General features: G+C 68.6%; 3 protein-coding genes (2 of these 3 cut by a window edge). All 3 read right to left on the bottom strand.

Annotated features, from left to right (window positions below):
* Tightly spaced (each overlapping or abutting the next), the 3 genes in view from NA11_RS22385 to NA11_RS44010 form a layout consistent with a single transcriptional unit that may run on beyond the window.
* Positions 1–17,214, bottom strand: partial view of a non-ribosomal peptide synthetase gene (locus NA11_RS22385; protein WP_069163921.1) — the 5' portion only. Its footprint begins 8,094 nt before the window's first position; the window shows 17,214 of its 25,308 coding nt (coding positions 1–17,214); its start codon is at positions 17,212–17,214; its stop codon lies off the left edge, out of view.
* Positions 17,214–20,252 (bottom strand): non-ribosomal peptide synthetase, encoded by a 3,039-nt coding sequence (locus NA11_RS46705; RefSeq protein WP_245746058.1) that lies wholly within the window; start codon positions 20,250–20,252, stop codon positions 17,214–17,216. The genes NA11_RS22385 and NA11_RS46705 overlap by 1 nt, the downstream gene beginning before the upstream one ends.
* Positions 20,249–21,680, bottom strand: the final stretch of a protein-coding gene (locus tag NA11_RS44010) for a non-ribosomal peptide synthetase (RefSeq protein WP_245746056.1). It continues 13,481 nt past the right edge of the window; only the last 1,432 of its 14,913 coding nucleotides appear in the window; the start codon falls outside the window, past its right edge — the gene reads right to left on this strand; it ends in the stop codon at positions 20,249–20,251. Before NA11_RS44010 ends, NA11_RS46705 begins: the two co-directional genes overlap by 4 nt.

The raw sequence follows: 21,680 nt of genomic DNA, 5'->3' as shown, positions 1-21,680 counted from the left end.
CGCGCCGAAAGCCCGCACCGTCTCGGCGGGGAGGGCCTCGCCGATCACGAAGACGGTACGCAGCGACGCGAGCGCGGCACGCGCCGTTGCGGTTTCGAGGTGCCCGAGGAACGCGCCGAGCACGGTGGGCACGAAATCGGTGACCGTGACCCGGTATTCGTCGATCACCTCGGCCAGATAGCCCGGATCGCGATGACCATCCGGCGCGGCGAGCACCAGGGCGGCCCCGATGCGCAGCGGCAGGAAGTAGCCCCACAGCGACACGTCGAACGTGGTGGCCGTCTTCTGCAGGTAGACGTCCTCGGCGGTCAGCCGGTACTCGGACTGCATCCAGGTCATCTGGTTGACGATCGCCGCGTGCGAGACGCTGACGCCCTTGGGTTTTCCGGTGGAGCCGGAGGTGAAGATCACGTACGCCGGGTGCTGCGGACGCAGCGGCGAGATCCGCTCGCGCCCCGCGATCGGGTCGTCGGCGAGGTGGTCCAGCACCAGGTCGTCCACCCGAACGATCGGTCCGGTGTAGCCGATGTCGGTCTGGTCGGCAACGGTGGTCAACAGTGCGGCGGGGTCCGCACTCTGGAGGATGTGCGCGATCCGCTGAACCGGATGGTCCGGATCGACCGGCACATAGGCGCCGCCCGCCTTCAACACCGCGTACATGGCGACGACGAGCTCAGCCGAGCGCCGAATCGACAGTGCCACCAGCGATTCCGGACCGATGCCTGCCGTGATCAGGTGCCGAGCCAGCTGGTTGCTTCGCCGGTCCAGCTCGCCGTAGGTCATCGTTGTCGCGTTCGTGGTGTTGTCCGCGACGGTGATCAGCGCCGGATCATCCGGTGTCGCTGCGGCTTGCGCCTCGAATTCGTCGAGGAGCAGTTCGGCGACGTAGGCGGTGTGCGCGGAGTTGTTCCACTCGGTCACCACCCGGTGCAGTTCACCGGTGTCGAACAGGTCGATGTCGCCGACCACCTGCTCGGGATCGTCGACGACAGCGGCGAGCAGGCGCAGAAAACGGGACCCGAAGTTCGCGACCGTGTCCTCGTTGAAAAGGTCTGTGGCGTAGGTGAATCGGAGGATGCCGTCGGTGACCGTCAGCTGAAGATCGAATCGGGTCGTCTGGTAGTCCAGCTCGTATTCGGCGACCGCGACCCCGGCCATATCCAGCGCGACGTCGGCGAGATTCTGGAAGAACAGCGCGACCTGGAAGAGCGGATGCCTCGCCTCGGACCGCGGCGGATCGAGGGCCTCGACCAGGCGCTCGAACGGCACCTCCGCATGGGCGAAGGCGTCGAGATCGCCCTCGCGCACACGGCGAAGGATCGCGGCGAACGGATCGGCGCCGGGCACCTCGGCACGCAGCACCAGGGTGTTGACGAACATGCCGACCAGATCATCCAGCGCGGCATCGCCGCGGCCCGCGATCGGTGCGCCGATGACGATGTCTTCGGTGCCGGACAGCCGGGCAAGCAGGGTCGCGAGCGCCGCATGCACCACCATGAAGGGGGTCGCGTCGTAGCGAGCGGCGACGTCGGCGATGCCCGCTCTGAGGGCAGGATCCAGGGCGACCGTGGTGCTGGCCGCGCCGTGGGTTGCGATCGCGGGGCGCGGCCGGTCAGTGGGCAACTCGAGCTGGACCGGCAAGGCGCGCAGCGTTTTCCGCCAGTAGCGCAGCTGGCGGGCGGCCACCGACTTCGGATCGTCCTCGGCACCGAGCACCGCTCGATGCCACAGCGTGTAGTCGGCATACTGCACGGGAAGTTCCGCCCAGACCGGTGCCGTCCTGGTGGCCCGAGCCGCATAGGCGGCGGCGATGTCGCGGGCGAGCGGACCCATCGAGAAGCCGTCGGCGGCAATGTGATGCACGACGAGGGCGAGCAGATGCTCCCGGTCCGACCTGCAGACCAGGCCGACGCGCAGCGGCACCGCACTGGTGACATCGAACGGCGTTGCGATGAAGTCCGTCAGTGCCGCAGCGGATTCCAGGCGCTGCAGTGCGGGAACGTGGTCGCGGTCGCGGATGTGCTGGCAGCCGGTGCCGTCGACGTCCGGGTAGACCGTGCGCAGGGTCTCGTGCCTGCCGACGACGTCGGCGACGGCAGCGGTCAACGTCATCGGATCGAGGTAGCCGGTGAGCCGGACCACGACGGCGATGTTGTGCACCGTCTCGGCCGGGTCGAAGCGATTCAGGAACCACATGCGCTGCTGTGCGGGCGACAACGGCACCCGCTCGGTACGAGCCCCCGCGATGAGCGGCGGCCGGTCTCCGGTCCCGATGTGCCGCGCGGCCCGCCGCGCCAACCCGGCGATGGTCGGTGCCTCGAACAGCATCCGCACCGGGATCTCCGCGTCGAACGCGGCGCCGAGCCTGGCCGCGACCTGGGTCGCGATCAGCGAATTGCCGCCGAGCGCGAAGAAATCGTCGTCCGCGCCGATACGCGCGACGCCGAGCAGCTCGCCGATGATGGTCGCCACCATCCGCTCGATGTCGGTGCTCGGCGCGCGGTAGACCGTCGGGCTGAAGACCGGGGCGGGCAATGCGCGACGATCGAGCTTTCCGGAGGCGTTGAGCGGCAACTCGTCCAGTGCGACGAAGGCCGACGGCACCAGGTAGCCGGGCAATGTCGTACTCAGTGCGGCGCGCATGCTGTCGGCGTCTGCCGAATGTCCCTCGGCAGCAACCAGATACGCCACCAGCTGGTTACCGAGCAATTCGTGGGAACGGAGCACGACCACGGTTTGGGCGATCGACGGGAGGGCCGTGAGGGCGGCCTCGATCTCGCCGAGCTCGACCCGCAGCCCGCGCAGTTTGACCTGGAAGTCGGTGCGGCCCAGGTACTCCAGCTCGCCGTCGGTTCGCCAGGCGACGAGATCGCCCGTGCGGTACATCCGCTCGCCCTGCGCACCGAACGGGTTCGCGACGAACCGATCCGCGGTGAGCTCCGGCCTGCCGAGGTACCCCTGCGCCAGCTGCGCGCCTGCCAGATACAGCTCGCCGGGCACTCCGGCGGCGACCGGGTGCATACGCGAATCCAACACCAGCAGTCGAGTATTGAATACCGGCTTCCCGATCGGCACGGCGCCCAGGTCGGCGTCGGTGACCTCGTGCGAAGTCACGTCGACGGCTGCCTCAGTCGGCCCGTACAGGTTGTGCAGCCGAGCTCGCAGCACCTCGCGTGCCCGCTGCGCAGTCGGCGCGGGCAACACCTCGCCCGAGGTAAATACCGTGCGCAGCATGCCGCACTGCGCTGCCATGGGCTCCGCGATGAACAGCGCGAGCATCGCGGGCACGAAATGGACTGCGGTGACCCGTTCTTCGGTGATCAGCCCGGCAAGGTAGGCGGGGTCTCGATGGCCGTCCGGCCTGGCGACCACCAAACGAGCGCCGACCTGCAGCGGCCAGAACAACTCCCACACCGACACATCGAAGGTGGCAGGCGTCTTCTGCAGCACCACATCATCGGCGGCCAGCCGATAGGTCTGCTGCATCCACAGCAGCCGGTTCACGATCGCGGCATGCGTGACCGCGACGCCCTTCGGACGACCGGTCGAGCCGGACGTGAAGATGACGTACGCCATGTGCGCCGGGGTCAGCACGCCGATCCGGTCCACCGCCGTCAACGGCGTGGCCGCGTAGCCGGTCAGGTCGAGCCGATCGATGCGAATCTGCCTGGCCGCAACGGAATCCAGGTCTGCGCCCGCGGTGAGCACACAGACCGGCTTGGCCGTCTCCAGCACGTGTTCGATGCGCTCGGCGGGATGGTCCGGATCGAGCGGTACATACGCGCCACCTGCCATCGTGACTGCGTAGATGCCGGTCACCAGCTCGATCGAGCGTCGCATACCCAGTGCGACAACGGAATCCGGCCCGACGCCCTGGTTTACCAGCCACCGGGCCAGGCGACGCGCCCGCGCCGCGAATTCCGCGTACGACAGGGTGGCGCTCTCGAACGTGATCGCCTGCGCGTCGGGTGCGGCGGCCACCTGCGCCTCGAACAGCGAGACCAGGGTGTGGTCGGGGTCGACCGGATGAGCGGTTGCATTCCACTGCTCGAGCACGAGTGTGCGTTCCGCGGCGCTCAGCAGTTCGATATCGCCGAGCAAGGCAGCAGGGTCCGCCACCACGGTCTCCAGCACCTGCACGAATCGTGTGGCGAACGACTCGGCCGTCCCTCGCTCGAAAAGGTCGGTCGCATAACGCAATACCGCGCGCAGTGCCAGACCGGTCCCGGTCTCGTACTCGGCGAGCTCCATCGCGAGATCGAATTGGGCGATCTGGTTGTCGATCGGATACGGCGAGACCTCGAGCCCCGGCAGGCACAGCACGGTGTCGTCGCCGTGCTCGAAGGTGAGCAGCGCCTGCACGATCGGGGCATGCGCCGGTGAGCGGACCGGATTCAGTGCTTCCACGAGCCGCTCGAAGGGCAGGTCGGCGTGCGCGAAGGCACGGACATCGGCGTCGCGGACGCGGCCGAGGAGCTCGGCGAAGGACATGCCGGGGGCTACCCGGGTCCGCAACACGAGGGTGTTCACGAACATGCCGACCAGATCGTCCAGCGCCGCGTCGGACCGGCCCGCGATCGGGGTGCCGACGGCCACGTCGTCCACGCCGGCCAGCCGGGCCAGCAGCGTGGCGTAGGCGGCGTGGACCACCATGAACGTCGAAACGCCGTGCTTGCGTGCCACACCGACGATCGCACGGGTCAACTCGGCGGAGATCGCGAAGTCGACGGTGGCGCCGCGCCCGGACGCGACGGGCGGGCGCGGACGGTCGGCAGGCAGCTCGAGCACCGGTGCGAGTCCGGCGAGTTCGGCGCGCCAGTGCGCGATCTGACCGGCAAGCACCGATTCCGGGTCGTCGGCGCCGCCGAGGACCTCGTGCTGCCACAGCGTGAAATCGGCGTATTGCACCGGCAGCGGCTGCCATTGCGGCGCAGTGCCTGCGGTGCGCGCGGTGTAAGCCACCATGAGGTCGCGGGCGAGCGGGGCGGTGGAAACGCCATCGGCGGCAATGTGGTGCACCACGACGACCAGCACATAGTCGTCCGGGGCCACACGGAACAGACCAGCCCGCAACGGAATCCGGCTGCGCAGATCGAAGCAGGCTGCGGTGACCGCAAGCACGGACGCAGGGAGGTCGTGCTCGGTCACATCGACTGGGTTCAGGTCCAGAGCATCGACCTCGGACCCGGCCACCACTAGCTGCCTAGGCCCGTCGGAGTCTGCGGGGAACACCGTGCGCAGCGATTCGTGCCGATCGATCACGTCTGCGAGCGCCGCCTGCAATGCCGCCACGTCGAGCGCGCCGGCAAGCCTGATGGTGATCGGGATGTGATAGGCGGCCGAGTCCGGCTCGAGGCGGTTGAGCAGCCACATCCGAGTTTGGGCCAGCGACAGCGGAATCCGATCCGGACGTGCCATGGACACCAACGCGGGCCGGTGCTCCGTAGTGGTCCGGGGCGCGGCGACCAACTTCGCCAGTTCGGCCACGGTCGGCGCCTCGAAGACGGCGCGCACCGACAGTGCGCAATCGAACGCCGCATTGGCCCTGGCGACGAGTCGCATGGCGAGCAACGAGTTGCCGCCACGTGCGAAGAAGTCGTCCTCGGCGCCGATCCGGGTGTCATGACCGATCAGGTCGGTGATCAACGCGGCGAGCACCGACTCTGCCCCCTCCCGCGGTGTCCGGAATGTTACCGTCGCACTGAGGAATTCGACGGCAGGCAGCGCGACACGATCCAGCTTGCCGACCGTGGTCAGCGGCATCTCGTCGAGGATGCTGAGGTGTGCGGGAACCATGTACGCGGGCAAGAGATCCCGCACCTCGGCCAGCACTGCGCCGGAATCCGTCACCGCGCCGGTGACATAGCCGACGAGGCATTCCTGCCCTGCGGTATCGCGCGCGAGCAAGACGGCGGCATTCGTCACGCCGGTGACCCCGGCCAGCGCCGCTTCGATCTCGCCGAGCTCGATCCGTTGACCACGCAGCTTCACCTGGAAGTCGTTGCGGCCCAGATAGACCAGATCACCGTCTCGATTCCAGCGCACCAGATCGCCGGTCCGGTACATCAATCGGCCTGGCACGCCGAACGGGTCGGCGACGAACCGCTGCGCGGTCAGCCCGGAACGGCCGTGGTAGCCGCGGGCCAGCTGATCGCCCGCCAGATACAGCTCGCCGGTGACACCGATCGGCGTCGGCCGCAACCGCGCATCGAGCACGTAAGCACGGGTATTCCAGCAGGGACGCCCGATCGCCACCTCCCGCCCGGAATCCAGGTCGGCGTCGGTGAACTCGTGATAGACGGCGGAAATCGCCGCCTCCGTCGGCCCGTACGCGTTGTGCACCACACCGCCGACGCAGCCGCGGATCGCCGCAAGCAGATCCGGGGTGAGCGCTTCACCGCCGCAATGCAGGTGCCGGAAGGACCGCAGCGCGTCCCCCATGCCTTCACCGATCAGCGCGGCGAGCACCGATGGCACATATTCGGCGATGGTGATGCGATGCTTGCGCAGCAGTCCCGCGAGGTAGGCCAGATCCAGATGCCCACCGGGGCGGGCGATCACCAAGGGCGCGCCGACCGCAATCGGCAGAAAGCACTCCCACACCGACACGTCGAAGGTCAGGGGTGCGCGTTGCAGGATCCGGTCGGCGGCAGTCACCTCGTAGCGGAATTCCAACCAGCGCAGCTGATTCATGATGGCGCGGTGGGTGACGGCCACCCCTTTCGGGCGGCCGGTGGACCCGGAGGTGAACAGCAAATAGGCCGTATTGTCCTGGCGCAGTGACGCAGTGCGCTCTGCGTCGGTCACCGGTCCGTCGGGAATCTCGTAGAGTGCGAGCTCCGCGACCTCGACGATGCGGACTCCGGCGAGCTCAGGCAGCGCCGCGCCGCCCGCGGTCAGCACGAGCACCGGCGCGGCGTCGGCCACGACCTGCGTGATCCGATCGGCCGGGTGCGCAGGATCTATCGGCACATACGCACCGCCTGCTCGGACGATCGCGAACATCGCCACCAGCATGTCGATCGACCGGTGCGCGGTGAGGCCGACGATCGACTCGGGACCGACACCCACCGAAATCAGCCATCGGGCAAGTCGATTGACGCGTGCGGCGAGGTCACCATAGGTGATCGCCGCGTCCTCGTAATGCACGCCGACCACATCATGGCTTGCGTCGACCCTGGCGGTGAGCAGGTCATCCAGCGTTTCCGGCGGCAGCGCGTGAGCGGTGGCGTTGCGTTCAGACAGCAACATGCCGCGCTCGGCCCGCGACATCAACTCGATAGTGCCGACGAGCGTTCGGGTGTCGCGCACCATTGCCCGCAAGACGCGCTCGAACCCGGCGAGGAACCCCGCGGCGGTCTGCTCGTCGAACAAATCGCGCGCATAGTGCAGGTGCACGTCGACACCGGCGGGTGCACCATCGATGTCGTAACGGTCGGTCAGTGTCCAATCCAGGTCGAGCTGGATCGGAGCCGCGCCGACCTCGAGCGCGGCGATGGCCAGCCGGTGCAGTGTGAAGTCGGGCGCGGATTGGTTCTGCAGGGTCAGCGCGACCTGATAGATCGGCGAGTGTGCCTGTGAGCGAACTGGATTCAGTGTCTCGACGAGTTGCTCGAACGGCACCGCCGCATGCTCGAACGCCGCGAGATCGGCAGCGCGGACGGTGGACAGCACCTCGGCCACGGTGGCGGACGGCCGAATCTCCGTGCGCAGCACCACGGTGTTGACGAACATGCCGACGAGCTCGTCCAGCTGCTCGTCGCCTCGGCCTGCCACCGGGGCGCCGATGACGATGTCGGTGGTCGCGGCGTAGCGGCTCAGCACCACCGCCAGCGCGGCATGCAGCACCATGAACGGTGTCACCCGGTGCGTCGCGGCCAAATCTTGGATCGCTTGGTGCAGCCGGCGATCCAGTCGTCCGGTGACGGCGCCACCGTGCTGCGTCGCGATCGCGGGCCGCGGCCGATCCGACGGCAACGTCAACACCTCGGGGATTCCTGCGAGCCGATCCATCCAGTACCGCAGCTGACGGGACAGCACTGAACCGGGATCGGTGGCGGTGCCGAGCGCGTCGCGCTGCCAGACCGCGAAGTCGGCGTACTGGACCGGCAGCGGGCGCCACGCCGGGGCGGCATCCGCGCAGCGCGCGACGTACGCGGTCGCCAGATCACGCGTCAACGGCGCGAAAGACCAGCCGTCGGCGGCGATGTGGTGCACGACGAAGAGCAGAATGTGCACCTGATGTGCGACGTGGTCGCCGTGCACGGTGGCTGATTCACCCTCGTCGAGGCGCAGCAGCCGGACGCGCAGCGGTACCTCGGTCGTGACATCGAAGCCACCGAGTGCGGCGTTCGCGATGAGCTCGGGCAGTTCCGCCGCGTGCACCGATCGGGCCACCGGCTCTACCAGTCTCGTTCCGGCGGGAAGCACCACTTGTGTTGCCGCGCCGTCGTGTTCCGGATAGATGGTCCGCAGGGTCTCGTGCCGCGCGATCACATCGGCGATGGCCGCATCGAGGGCCTGCACATTCAACGCACCGGTGAGCCGCAGCGCGAAGGGGATGTTGTAGCCGCCGCCTGCCGTGTCGAACCGGTTGAGGAACCACATGCGCTGCTGTGCGATGGAGAGCGGCACCGACTCGGGGCGCTCTCGCACGCTGAAAGGTGGCAGCACAGCGGGTTCGGCATCGGCCGCCGAAGACGTGGCGAGCCGCCGCGCCAACTCGCGCACGGTGGACGCGTCGAAGACCGCCCGCACCGGCACCTCGGTGCCGGTCGCCCTGCCGAGCCGAGCGACGAGCTGGGTGGCGATCAGCGAATTTCCGCCGAGGGCGAAGAAGTCGTCGTCCGCCCCGACATCGGCAGTGCCGAGCAGTGCGCGGAATACCTCGGCGACAAGCGTTTCCATCGGTCCGGTCGGTGCCTGGAACACCAGAGGTGCGGCAACCGGTGCGGGCAGGGCAGCTCGGTCCAGCTTTCCTGAGGCATTGACCGGAAGCCGGTCGAGCACCACAAAGCGCTGCGGCACCAGGTATCCCGGCAGGCGCGCGGCCAAGTCGGCACGCACCGAGTCGATCTCGACCGTGCGGTGCGCCACCAGGTAGGCCACCAGCTGATCACCGGTGCCGTGATCGTCCCGAACCAGCACGACAGCGCCCGCGACACCTGGCACGGCAAGCAGCGCCGCCTCGATCTCGCCGAGCTCGATCCGCAGGCCACGGATCTTCACCTGGAAGTCGTTGCGACCCAAGAACTCCAGCTCGCCGTCGGCGTTCCAGGCCACGAGATCGCCGGTGCGGTACATCCGTCCGCCTGCCGGGCCGAACGGGTCGGCCACGAACCGATCGCCGGTCAGATCCGGCCGCCCCCAATAACCTCGCGCGAGTTGCGCACCCGCCAAATACAACTCCCCCGGCACCGATACCGGTACGGGATGCAGCCTCGCGTCGAGCACATAGACCCGGGTGTTCCAGGTCGGCGCCCCGATCGGGACGGTCCTGGTGTCAGCGTCGGAGACCTCGTGGAACAACACCTCGACCGCCGCCTCGGTCGGGCCGTAGCCGTTGTGCACCCGTGCACCGGTCAGCTCCCGCATCCGCTGCGCGGTCGCGGCGGGCAATGCCTCACCGGAACAGAACACCTCACGCAGCGTGGGCGCTTCGACCTCGTCGGCGACGAACGCCGCCAGCATGGCAGGCACGAAATGCGCTGCGGTGATGCGTTCGGTGCGGATCAACTCGGCCAAGTAGGCCGGGTCCTGATGGCCGTCCGGCCTGGCGAGCACCAGCCGGGCGCCGACCTGCAACGGCCAGAAGAACTCCGGCACCGACACATCGAAGGTGGCCGGCGTCTTCTGCAGCAGCACATCGCCGGGGCCGAGCGCCACATACGCCGACTGCATCCAGCGCAGTCGGTTCACGATGCTCGCGTGGCTCACCGCCACCCCCTTCGGCCGTCCGGTGGAGCCGGAGGTGAAGAGCACGTACGCGACGTTCGCCGGCCGCAGCGGCCCACGACGATCGGTGTCGGTCAGCGGAGCGTTCGAGTATCCGGACAGGTCGAGCCGATCGATACGCACCTGCGGCACGGCGGTATTCAGGTCGTCGCCCGACGTGAGCACACACACCGGCGCGGCAGTATCGAGAACGTGTGCGGTGCGCGCGGCAGGATGGTCCGGGTCGAGCGGCACATAACCACCGCCCGCGACGGTCACCGCGTACATGCCGATAACCAGGTCGAGGGATCGGCGCATGCCGAGCGCGACAAGCGAATCCGGACCGACGTCATGAGCGATGAGCCACCGCGCCAACCGGTGCACCTGCCCGGCGAACGCGGCGTAGGACAGACTCGTGCCATCGAACGTGAGCGCTACCGCCTCCGGGGTTCGGGCTACCTGTGCCGTGAACAGTGCTGCCAGTGTGTGGTTTTCCGCCGACAGCCAGTCGGTGTCGTTCCACCGGCGCAGCATCAGCTCACGTTCCGCGTCGGTGAGCAGCTCGATATCGCCCACCCGCACAGCAGGATCGGACGCCACCGCGGTCAGTACCCGGACGAAGCGGTCGACGAACGATTCGATCGTCGCCATGTCGAACAGGTCGACCGCGAAGCGCAGGCTGCTCGCCAGCCCCGCGCTCTCCGCGCGCTCGTTCACCACCAGGTGCAGATCGAATTTCGCGGTGGTGTCCGCGATCTCCATCGGTGCGATCGCGAGCCACGGCACCTCGAACGCGCCTGCACCGGCGGCAGGTTGGGCTTCGCCGAAGCTGAGCATCACCTGGAACAAGGGATGGGCACCGGCATTTCGGTCGACCGGCACCGCGTCGACCAGTCGCTCGAACGGGAGGTCGGCGTTGGCGAATGCCGCCAGATCAGTGTTGCGGACCTGACCGACCAGCTCGGTGAACGTGGCGTCCGCGGCGACCTCCGTCCGCAACACCAGTGTGTTCACGAACATGCCGACCATGGCGTCGAGTTCGCGTGCACCGCGGCCGCCGATCGGCGCGCCGATGACGATATCGGTGCCGCCGCCCAGCCGGGCCAGCGTGGCCGCGAATGCGGCGTGCAGCACCATGAACAGGGTCGCGCCGCCGCGTTGCGCGATGGCACGCAGCCCGGCGACCGTCGCAGGCTCGATCGCGAAATCCACGGCGGCACCGCGATTCGACGGAGTGGCCGGACGCGGCCGGTCGGTCGGCAACGAGCACTGCGCCGGTGCGCCGTCGAGCACATCGCGCCAGAACCGCAGTTGTTGGTGGGCCGGATCGCCGGGACTGTCCTCCGTGCCGAGGAATGCGCGGTGCCACAGGCTGTAATCGGCGTACTGCACCGGCAATTCGGCCCAGTCCGGTTCCTGGCCGATCAACCTGGCGAGGTAGGCGCGGATCAGATCGCGGATCAGCGGCGGCATCGACAACGCGTCGGCGGCGATGTGGTGGACGGCGAACACGAGCACGTATTCGTCGCCTGCGACGCCGCGCGCATCGTCCACCCGGTCGACCAGCAGTAGCGCAACGCGGAAGGGCAGTTCGCCTGCCACATCGAACCCGCCACTGGTGATCGCCGCGACAGCCGCACCGACTGCGGCCCGCTCGACGGCAACCGGTGGGAGCGTGAGACCGATGTCCGCACTGTCCAGGATCGATTGGTACGGACCCGTTTCGGCCGCGGGATACGTGGTGCGCAGCGACTCGTGCCTGGTCACTACATCCAGCACCGCGCGCTCCAGCGCGGCGACGTCGAGGCGTCCGGTCAATCGGAGCACCAACGGCAGGTTGTAGACGCTTGCCGTGCCGTCCTCGGTCTCCAGACGATTGAGAAACCACAGTCGTTGCTGTGCGGGTGACAGCGGTATCCGATCCGGTCGCTGCCATCGCGTCAATGCCGGACGTGCTTCGCCCGCGGTGCTCAACGCGTCGACGGTGGCGGCGAAGGCGGCCACGGTAGGGGCATCGAACAAGGCGCGCAGCGGGATTCGCGCACCGATGGCTTCGCCTGCTCTGGCCGTCACCTGAGTGGCGTCCAGTGAGCTGCCGCCGAGTGCGAAGAAATCGTCGTCGAGGCCGACCCGGTCGACCCGGAGCACCTCGGCGAACACTGCGGCGACGAGCCGCTGCGCCGCATCGACCGGTGCGCGAAAACGCCCGGCCGCCAAGACCGGAACAGGCAGCGCGGCACGGTCCAGCTTTCCGGTGCTGCCGAGCGGGAACTCGGTCAGCTCGATCAGCACGGCAGGCACCATGTAGGACGGAAGTCGCTGGGCTGCGGATGCTTTGACGGCATCGAGGTCGAGTTCCGCGCCCGGTATGCCGATCACATACCCCGCCAGATATTCACCGGTAGTTCCCGTGACGAGTCGAACGGCCGCCTGGCTCACCTCCGGCGCCGCCAGCAACGCCGTCTCGATCTCGGCGAGCTCGATGCGCTGGCCACGCAGCTTCACCTGAAAGTCCGTCCGGCCCAGGTAAACCAGCTCGCCGTCCTGGCTCCAGCGCACCAGGTCGCCGGTGCGGTACATGCGGCGACCGCTCCGCCCGAACGGGTTGGCGACGAAGCGCTCCGCAGTGAGGTCGACCCGGCCGTAGTAGCCGCGGGCGAGCTGATCACCGGCCAGGTACAGCTCGCCTGGCACGCCGATCGCGACCGGCCGCAACCTCGCATCCAGCACATAGACCTGGCAGTTCCACTCCGGCTCGCCGATCGGCACCACTCGCTCGTCCTGGTCGAGCACTTCCCGGTAGGTGACCGAGACCGCCGCCTCGGTGGGGCCGTACAGGTTGTGCACCCCGGCATCGCTCACCGACCGGAACGCGGCAACGGTTTCCGGCGGCAACGCCTCGCCGATGACGAAAACGTCACGGAGCGAATCGAGTTCGCCCGGTACGGCGCGCCCGGCGAAGACCGAGAGCAGTGTCGGCACGAAGTCGGTCAGCGTGACACCGTGGCGGGCAATGGTTTCCGCGAGGTAGCGCGGGTCGCGATGGCCGTCCGGCGCGGCGAGCAGCAGCGTGGCGCCCGACCGCAGCGGCAGGAAGTAGCCCCACAGGGACACGTCGAAGGTGTCGGCAGTCTTCTGCAGGTAGATATCGCCGGTGCGCGGGCGATATTCGGCCTGCATCCACGCCAGTTGATTGGCGATGGCGCGGTGGCTGACCGCAACGCCCTTCGGCGTGCCGGTCGAGCCGGAGGTGAATATCACGTAGGCCGGGTGCTCCGGATGCAGCGGCACGCTGCGCTCCCGATCGGCGATCTTGGCCGCCGAGTATCCGGACAGGTCGAGTTCATCGAGCAGGAACACCGGGACGGCAGCAGGCAGCGCGAAACCGGCGTCCCGCGTGGTGAGCACGCAGCACGGCCGGGCGGTGTCCAGAATGTGCCCGATGCGCTCGGCCGGGTGGGTCGGATCTACCGGAACGTAGGCGCCACCGGCCCTGACCACCGCATACATGGCGACGACCAGCTCGATCGACCGCGGCATCGCCAGCACGACCAGCGATTCCGGGCCGACGCCGGATTCGATGAGCATCCTGGCCATCCGATTGGCCTGATCGGACAGCTCGGCATAGGTCAGTCGCGCCGTATCCGTCGCCAGGGCAACGGCGTTGGGTGTCTTCCTGACCTGGGTGTCGAATCCCTCGTGCAGGAAGCGATCGGCCACCTTGTGTCCGCTGGCATTCCAGCTCGCGGTCACGTAGTCGAACTCGCCCGCATCGAGCAGAGCCAGGTCGCCGACCGGGGTGCGTGGCTCGGCCACCGCCGCGTGCAACAGCCGGAGGAACTTCGCGGCGAACTCGCGCACCGTCGGCGCGTCGAACAGGTCGGTGGCATAGGTGAATTCGGCGCGATACCCCAGGCCCGCGTCCGACACGGTCAGTTGCAGATCGAATTTCGCGAAGCCGGGGTCGAAGTCGACGAGGGCGGTGGTGAGACCGGGCAACGCGGGCGCGGTGGGCGCGAGGTTCTGCATGAACAACGCCACCTGGAACAACGGATGCCTGGCCCGCGACCGCGCCGGGTTCAGCACCTCGACGAGGCGTTCGAACGGGATGTCGGAATTGGCGAACGCACGCAGGTCCCGATCGCGGGCATGGGCGACCAATTCGGCGAAGGTGGCGGCGCCGCTGACGTCGGTGCGCAGCACCAGGGTGTTGACGAACATGCCGACAACGTCGTCCAACGCCGCGTCGCCGCGCCCTGCCACCGGTGCGCCCACCGCGATATCGGTAGTGCCCGATAGTCGGGCCAGCAGCGCGGCCAGTGCCGCGTGCAGCACCATGAAAGGCGTTGCCTGACACCGAGCGGCGACCCGGTCTATCGCGGTCCGCAATGCCTCATCGATGGTGAACTCGTGCGTGGCACCTCGATAGGAGGACGTCGTCGGCCGCCCCCGATCGGCAGGCAGGTCCAATTGGGCAGGGAGGTCGGCCAATTCGGCGCGCCAGAATTCGAGCTGACGACCGGCGGCCGCGGCCGGATCGGCCTCGTCGCCGAGCAGCCGTTGCTGCCAGAGCGCATAGTCCGCGTACTGCACCGGCTGCGGAGCCCAGCCGGGCAGCTGACCGGCCCTCCTTGCGGCGTAGGCGATGCCGAGATCCCGCACCAGCGTGCCGAGCGAGGCGCCGTCGGCGGCGATGTGATGCACGACGAGCACCAGGGTGTGATCCTGTGGCCCGCAACGCAACAGGCGCACGCGAACCGGGATCTCCTCCGCGACATCGAATCCCTGTGTGGCGATCGCCAGCACGGCGGCGGTGAGCCGCTGCTCGGGCACCTCGGTCGGCGCGAGGTCGATGACGGCATGCACCCGGCGAATCAGCTGTGTGGGGCCTGCCACCGTGTGCGGGTAGACGGTACGCAGGACTTCGTGGCGGGCAACCAGATCGGTGATCGCCGCGGACAACGCAGGCACATCGAGTTCACCGCGCACCCGCAGTGCCACCGGAATGTTGTCGACGGCTGCGGTATCGAAGGCGCGGGCGCCCTCGGTGTCCGTGCCGAACCGGTTCAGGAACCACATGCGCCGCTGCGCAGGCGACAGCGGAATTCGGTTCGGCCGCACCTCGGCAACCAGCGGCGGGCGATCGATGCCAGGCCGCGCGGTGGCAGCGACCGCCGCGACCGTTGGCCGGTCGAAGAAGTCGCGGACGTCGACGGTGCCGCCGAGCGCCACCGAGATGCGGGCGATCGCGCGGGTGGCGAGCAGTGAATTTCCGCCGAGCGCAAAGAAGTCGTCGTCGGCGCCGACCCGGTCGAGCCCGAGCAATGCGGCGTAGACGGCGGCGACGGCCAGCTCGGCGTCCGTCTCCGGGGCGCGGTATTCCGCAGCGCCGACCCCGAACTCGGGCTCGGGCAGCCCGCGCCGGTCCAGCTTGCCGTTGGCGTTCAACGGCATCTCGTCGAGCACCGTGAGTACCGAAGGCACCATGTACTCCGGCAGTTCCCGCCGCACCGCGGTCAGCACCGTCGCGACATCGATCGCCGCGGTGCCGACGACATAGCCGACCAGATGATCACCGCTCGGCCGCCGGTGCAGCACGACGGCGGCCTGCGACACGGCACCGTGACGCAGCAGGGCCGCCTCGACCTCGCCCAGCTCGATGCGCAGACCGTGCAGCTTCACTTGGAAGTCGGTGCGCCCCAGGTATTCCAGCTCGTCCGGTGCGCCGTCCGTCCGGCGCACCCAGCGCACGAGGTCGCCGGTCCGGTACATCCGTTCGCCCGCTGGCCCGTCCGGGTTGGCCACGAACCGATCGGCGGTCAAGCCTGGGCGCGCCACATATCCGCGGGCCAGTTGCACGCCGGCGAGGTACAGCTCACCGACCACACCGGCGGGGACCTGACGCAGATTGTCGTCGAGGACAAGCAGTTCGGTGTCGTCGGCAGGAGCGCCGATCGGCACGCCGGTGACATCGTCGGCGGTCACCTCGTGTGCGGTCACGTCGACCGCAGCCTCGGTCGGGCCGTACAGGTTGTGCAGCGTCGCGCCGCTGATATCGCGGAAGGCCGCGGCCGTCGCGGCGGGTAACGCCTCGCCCGACGCGAAGACCAGGCGCAGTGAATCCACCGCGGCCCGCGCCCTCGGCTCCGCGGCGAATACCGCGAGCATCGACGGCACGAAATGGGCTACGGTGACCCGGCTCTCGGCGATCACCTCGGTCAGATAGCCGGGTGATCGATGACCGTCCGGCGCCGCGATGACCAGCCGAGCGCCTACTTGCCACGGCCAGAAGAACTCCCACACCGAGACGTCGAAGGTGAACGGCGTCTTCTGCAGGACGACATCGTCCGCGCGCAGCCGATACCTGCGCTGCCGCCAGCGCAGGTTGGCCAGGATCGATCGGTGCGAGACCGCGACGCCCTTGGGACGGCCGGTGGATCCCGAGGTGAAGATCACGTAGGCGGTGTTGTCCGCGGACACCCGCGGCAACGATTCGTCCGTCGTCGGCGATTCGATGGCGGTGTCCTCGAATTCGTCGATGACGAGCGTGGCCACCTCGTCGGCGAGTCGTGTTCGGTCACCCGTCGTGGTCAGCACCAGGACAGGCCGGGCAACCTCGAGGACATAGGCGATGCGCTCGGCGGGGTGATCGGGATCGATCGGCACATACGCGCCGCCCGCCTTCAGGATCGCGTACATGCCGATCATCAGGTCGAACGAGCGGCGAACCGCGAGGCCGACCATGACATCCGGGCCGACGCCCTGCGAGATCAATTGGCGGGCAAGCGCATTTGCCCTGCCATCGAATTCGGCATAGGTGAGGGTGGCGCCCGCGTATTCCATGGCCACCGCGTCCGGTGTGTGCCGCACCTGCCGCTCGAACTCGGTGACCAGCGTTTCGACCGGAGCGAGATCGGCCGACAACACGGACCCCGCCGCAGCCAGCGCATCGTCGAGCAGTTCCGTCAGCACCGCGCCGAACGCGCCGTCGGCCGACTCGAGCAGCCCGGGTAGCCGATCCGACACCACGACGGGAACCAGGGCCTCGGTGACGCCGCCCATCACCTCGGCGAGCACTGCCAATTCAGCGGCGAGCGCGGTGTAGGTGATGCTCAAACCGTCATGCCGCAGCGCAATCCGCTCAGGGTGCAGCGCGGCGACCGTCTCGATCAGGACGGGCAGGTCTTCGACGCCGTAGGCGCGGCGCAACGCCGCATGCTGCGCGCTGCGGGGCGCCTGGCTGCCGAGCCCGTTGGCGGTGGCCGAATCTGTCTGCGACATCAGCTGTTTCCTTCCGAATCGACTGCCGACGCCAGGTCGGCGAGCACCGCACGCGTTTCGGCGAGCAGGGTCAGCAGCAGCGCCGCGAGACCGCCACCGCCGAGCGCGGCGAGGATGCCGGGCACCAGCCCGGCGAGCGAAACATTCAGCAGGGCTTCCGGTTTAGCCACCGCACCCATGGCCTTGCCGACCGTGGCGAGCTTGGCGTCGAGCTCGCCGTAGGAGACCGTGCGCGCACCGTGCGTGAACGCGACAGCGTCCGGTCTCACGCGTGCGACCGTCGAGATGAGGGCCGGGAGATCCGCGGGGGTGCCGTAGCGCGGCGCGCGTTCGGCGGCGATGCGGATGTCGATCGCGCGGATCGGGATCTCCGGATCCGCGGCCACCACGGTCAGCACCCGAAGCAGGCGTTCGGCGAACGCCCGCACCGTCGCCGCCTCGAAAATGTCGGCGGCATAGCCGAATACGAGGTCGAGTCCGGTGCGCACGCTGTCGCGGCCGAAGCGCTCGACGGCCGTCAGCTGGAGATCGAACTTCGCCTCGTCGAGTGCCAAGTCGAGTGCCTCGACGTCGAGTCCTGGCAGCGCGACGGTGCTACTCGGCAGGTTCTGGAAGGTGAGCAGCACCTGAAACAACGGCGAGGCGGCACCGGATCGCTGGCGGCCGATGGCATCGACTACCTGCTCGAACGGCACGTCCGCGTGCGTGAGCGCGGCCATGTCCCGCGCACGCGCCTGTCGGAGCAGGTCGAGGAAGCCTGCCCGCGGGTCGACCTCGGTGCGTAGCACCACGGTGTTGACGAACATCCCGATCAGGTCGTCGAGCTCGCGCGCACCGCGCCCAGCGACCGGTGCGCCGATGGCGATGTCGGTCGTGGCGGTGAGCTTGGCGAGCAGCACAGCGAACGCGCTGTGCACGACCGTGAACAGCGTGGTGCCGTGCTCGCGGGCGAGGTCGGCAAGCCGCGCGGTGAGCTCGGCATCGACGTCGAATTCGACTGCATCGCAAGGCCTATAGCCGCGTGCGGTACGTCGGCGGTCGGTCGGGAGCGCGAGCAGATCGGGGCTGCCTGCCAGTTCCCGCCGCCAATAGTCGAGCTGGCGGGCGGCCAGGCTGGTCGGGTCATCCGTCGATCCGAGTAGCTCGTGTTGCCAGGCACTGTAATCCGAGTACTGGATTTCGAGCGGCAGCCAGTCGGGCGTATGGCCGGCCGAGCGAGCGACGTAGGCACGCATCAGATCACGCGTCATCGGACCCACCGAGTAGCCGTCGGCGCTGATGTGGTGCAGCACTACCACGAGGACGTGCTCGGCCGTGTCCACCGCGAAGAGGCGGGCCCGTACTGGTGGTGCCGTCGTGATATCGAATCCGGTGGACACGAATTCGCCGATGCGCCCGGCAATCTCGGCCTGTGTGACGGCCACCGGGGCAAGTGCGAGGGGCAGCGCGGTCGCCGGTAGGACCTCTTGGACTGGACCGTCGGCCGTGTCCGGGTACCGGGTGCGCAGTGTTTCGTGCCGGTCGAGGATATCCGTGAGCGCCGCCGTCAATGCGGCGATGTCCAGCGCACCCGTGAGGCGCAATGCCACGGGGATGTTGTACGCCGCGGAATCCGGTGCCAGCCGGTTCACCACCCACATCCGTTGCTGCGCAGGCGACAACGCCGCCGGGGTGGTTTCGGTCCGGCGCAACAGCGCGGGACGAGCCTCGGCGCGATCCATGGCCGCGAGGTGCTCGGCGAGTGCACCGACCGTCGGCGCCGCGAACACCGCGGAGACCGGCACGTGCGTGCCGAGCGACGCACTCAACCGGGCGGCCATCCGGGTAGCCAGCAAGGAATTGCCGCCGAGCGCGAAGAAGTCGTCCGCCAGACCTGGCGCACTGTCCAACCCTGGTGCCGCAGTGTCGATCACCTCGGCAAAGGCGGACGCGACCAACTTCTCCAGCTCAGTCACCGGAGCGACAAAGGCAGCGGCGGCGAACACCGGGTCAGGCAAGCGCGCACGATCGACCTTGCCATGGGCGTTGAGCGGCAGCGACTCCAGCACGACCACCGCGGCGGGCACCATGTAGGCAGGTAGCTCGGTCGCTAGGGCCGTGCGCAGCGCTGCGGCACATTCGGTGTGCTCGTTCGCCGTTCGCCGCGGCATCGCGACATAGGCGACGAGGCGGGCGCCGGACTGTTCGTCCGCAACGGCCACCGCGACGGCGGACCGCACGCCCTCGTGCCGCAGCAGCGCGGTCTCCACCTCGCCGAGCTCGATCCGGAAGCCGCCGATCTGCACCTGGAAATCGGCGCGCGCCAGGTAGTCGAGCGTGCCGTCCGGCAGCCAGCGCACGATGTCGCCGGTGCGGTACATCCGGCCGGAGGCGAAGGGGTCGGCCACGAATCGGTCGGCGGTGAGCGCCGGTCGGCCCTGGTATCCGCGCGCCAACTGCGCACCAGCCAAATACAACTCGCCGGAAACACCCACCGGCACCGGTCGCAGCCGCCGATCGAGCACGTAGCCACTGCTGTTCCAGGCGAGCGCACCGATCGGCACTGTCGGTCCAGCGTCCGCACCCACCGGGAATGCCGTGATCGATACCGCCGTCTCGGTGGGACCGTAGAGATTGAACAGCCGAGCCGACGTCCGGCGCCGGAACTCGAGCGCCGTCGCCGGTGACAGCGCCTCACCGATGGCGAGCACCTGGCGCAGCGAATCCGGCAGCGGGGCATCGGGTGTCGCGGCCAGGAGCATGCCGATCAGCGACGGCACCGCGTGCAGTGTCGTGACGCGGTGGCGCTCGAGCACCGCGCGCAACCGATCCGGGTCGCGTTCGACGCCCGGCTCGGTGACGATCAATCGGCCGCCGGTCACCAAGGGAGACCAGAACTCCCACACAGACAGGTCGAAGGTAGCCGGAGTCTTCAGCAGCACCTGATCGTCCGGCCCGAGCGCGAACCGTGCACGCAGCCAGGCGAGTTGGTGCACGACCGCCGAGTGCGGGACGGTGACCCCCTTGGGCAGGCCGGTCGAGCCGGAGGTGAAGATCACGTACGCCGGATGTTCGGGACGCAGCCGCCCGCGCCGCTCGCCGTCGCCGCGTAGCCGGCGTCCGCTCGGTCGACTTCTACTGTGGGAACTCCTGTTTCGATCGGCACACCGTCGCGAGACGTGGTGAGCACGACCACCGGGGCCGCTGTCGCTATGACGTGCGCGATGCGGTCCACCGGATGATCGGGGTCGATCGGCACATAAGCACCGCCGGCGCGGACCACGGCATACATAGCGACAACCAGATCGATAGACCGCCGCATCGCGAGTACCACGGTCGTTTCCGGGCCGACACCTGTGGCGATCAGCAAGCGCGCCAACCGATTCACCTGCGCGTCGAACTCCCGATAGGCAATCTCCCTACCGGTAGCCGCGTCTGCGAGCGCTACCGCATCCGGCGTCCGGGCCACCTGCGTATCGATCAAATCGGCGAGCGTCGCAGGCTCGACCGGATGCGCAGTGTCGTTCCACTGGCGCAGAATTCGATCCCGGTCGCCGCCGAGCACATCGATGTGACCGACGGCGTCGTCGGGCCGGGCGACCGCGGCCTCGAGCACGAGCCGGAGTTGGTCTGCGATCCGCCGCGCCGTCGGTGCCGCGAACAGGTCGGTGGCGTAGCCGAGGGTCAGATCGATGCCGTCGGGCATCCCGTCGAGGCGGTATCGATCGACAGCGAACAGATGCAGGTCGAATTGCGCCACCGCACTGTCGAATTCGATCTCCTCGAGCTCGAGGCCGGGTAGTCGGAGCTCGTCCCGCTCGTGGTTCTGGAACGAGTAGCCGACCTGGAACAGCGGATGACGGGCCGTCGAGCGTTCCGGATTCAGCACCTCGACCAAGCGCTCGAACGGCACGTCCGCGTGCGCGAACGCCGCGACGTCGGCGGCCCGCACTCGGCGCAGCATGGCACCGAACGACTCGTCGTCGCTGACCTCGGTCCGCAACACCAGGGTGTTGACGAACATCCCGATGACGCCATCGAGTTCGGCCACGCCGCGTCCCGCGATCGGCGTGCCGACCGCGATATCCGAGGAACCCGACAGCCGGGCGAGCAATACCGAGAAGGCCGCGTGCACCACCATGAACAACGTCGCACCGTGCTGCCTGCCGAGCGTCACGAGCGCGGCGTGCTGCGCGGCATCCAGTGCGAATCGCACTTTCGCGCCGTGCATGCTCTGCCGGACCGGGCGTGGCCGGTCGGTGGGCAGGGCCAGCTGGTCCGGCAGTCCGGCGAGCGTCGCCCGCCAGAACCGGAGCTGTTGCGCACCAAGTGATCCGGCGTCGTCGTCGGCACCTAGCAAGGCACGCTGCCACAGGGCGTAATCGGCGTATTGCACGGCCAGTGGCGACCAGTCAGGCGCGCTATCGGCCGATCGCGCCGTGTAGGCGACCATCAGGTCACGCACGAACGGGACGATCGACGAGCCG

It is taken from the genome of Nocardia altamirensis NBRC 108246 (assembly GCF_001612685.1).
Lineage (GTDB): Bacteria > Actinomycetota > Actinomycetes > Mycobacteriales > Mycobacteriaceae > Nocardia > Nocardia altamirensis.
This window is presented reverse-complemented; position numbering and strand designations above follow the sequence as displayed.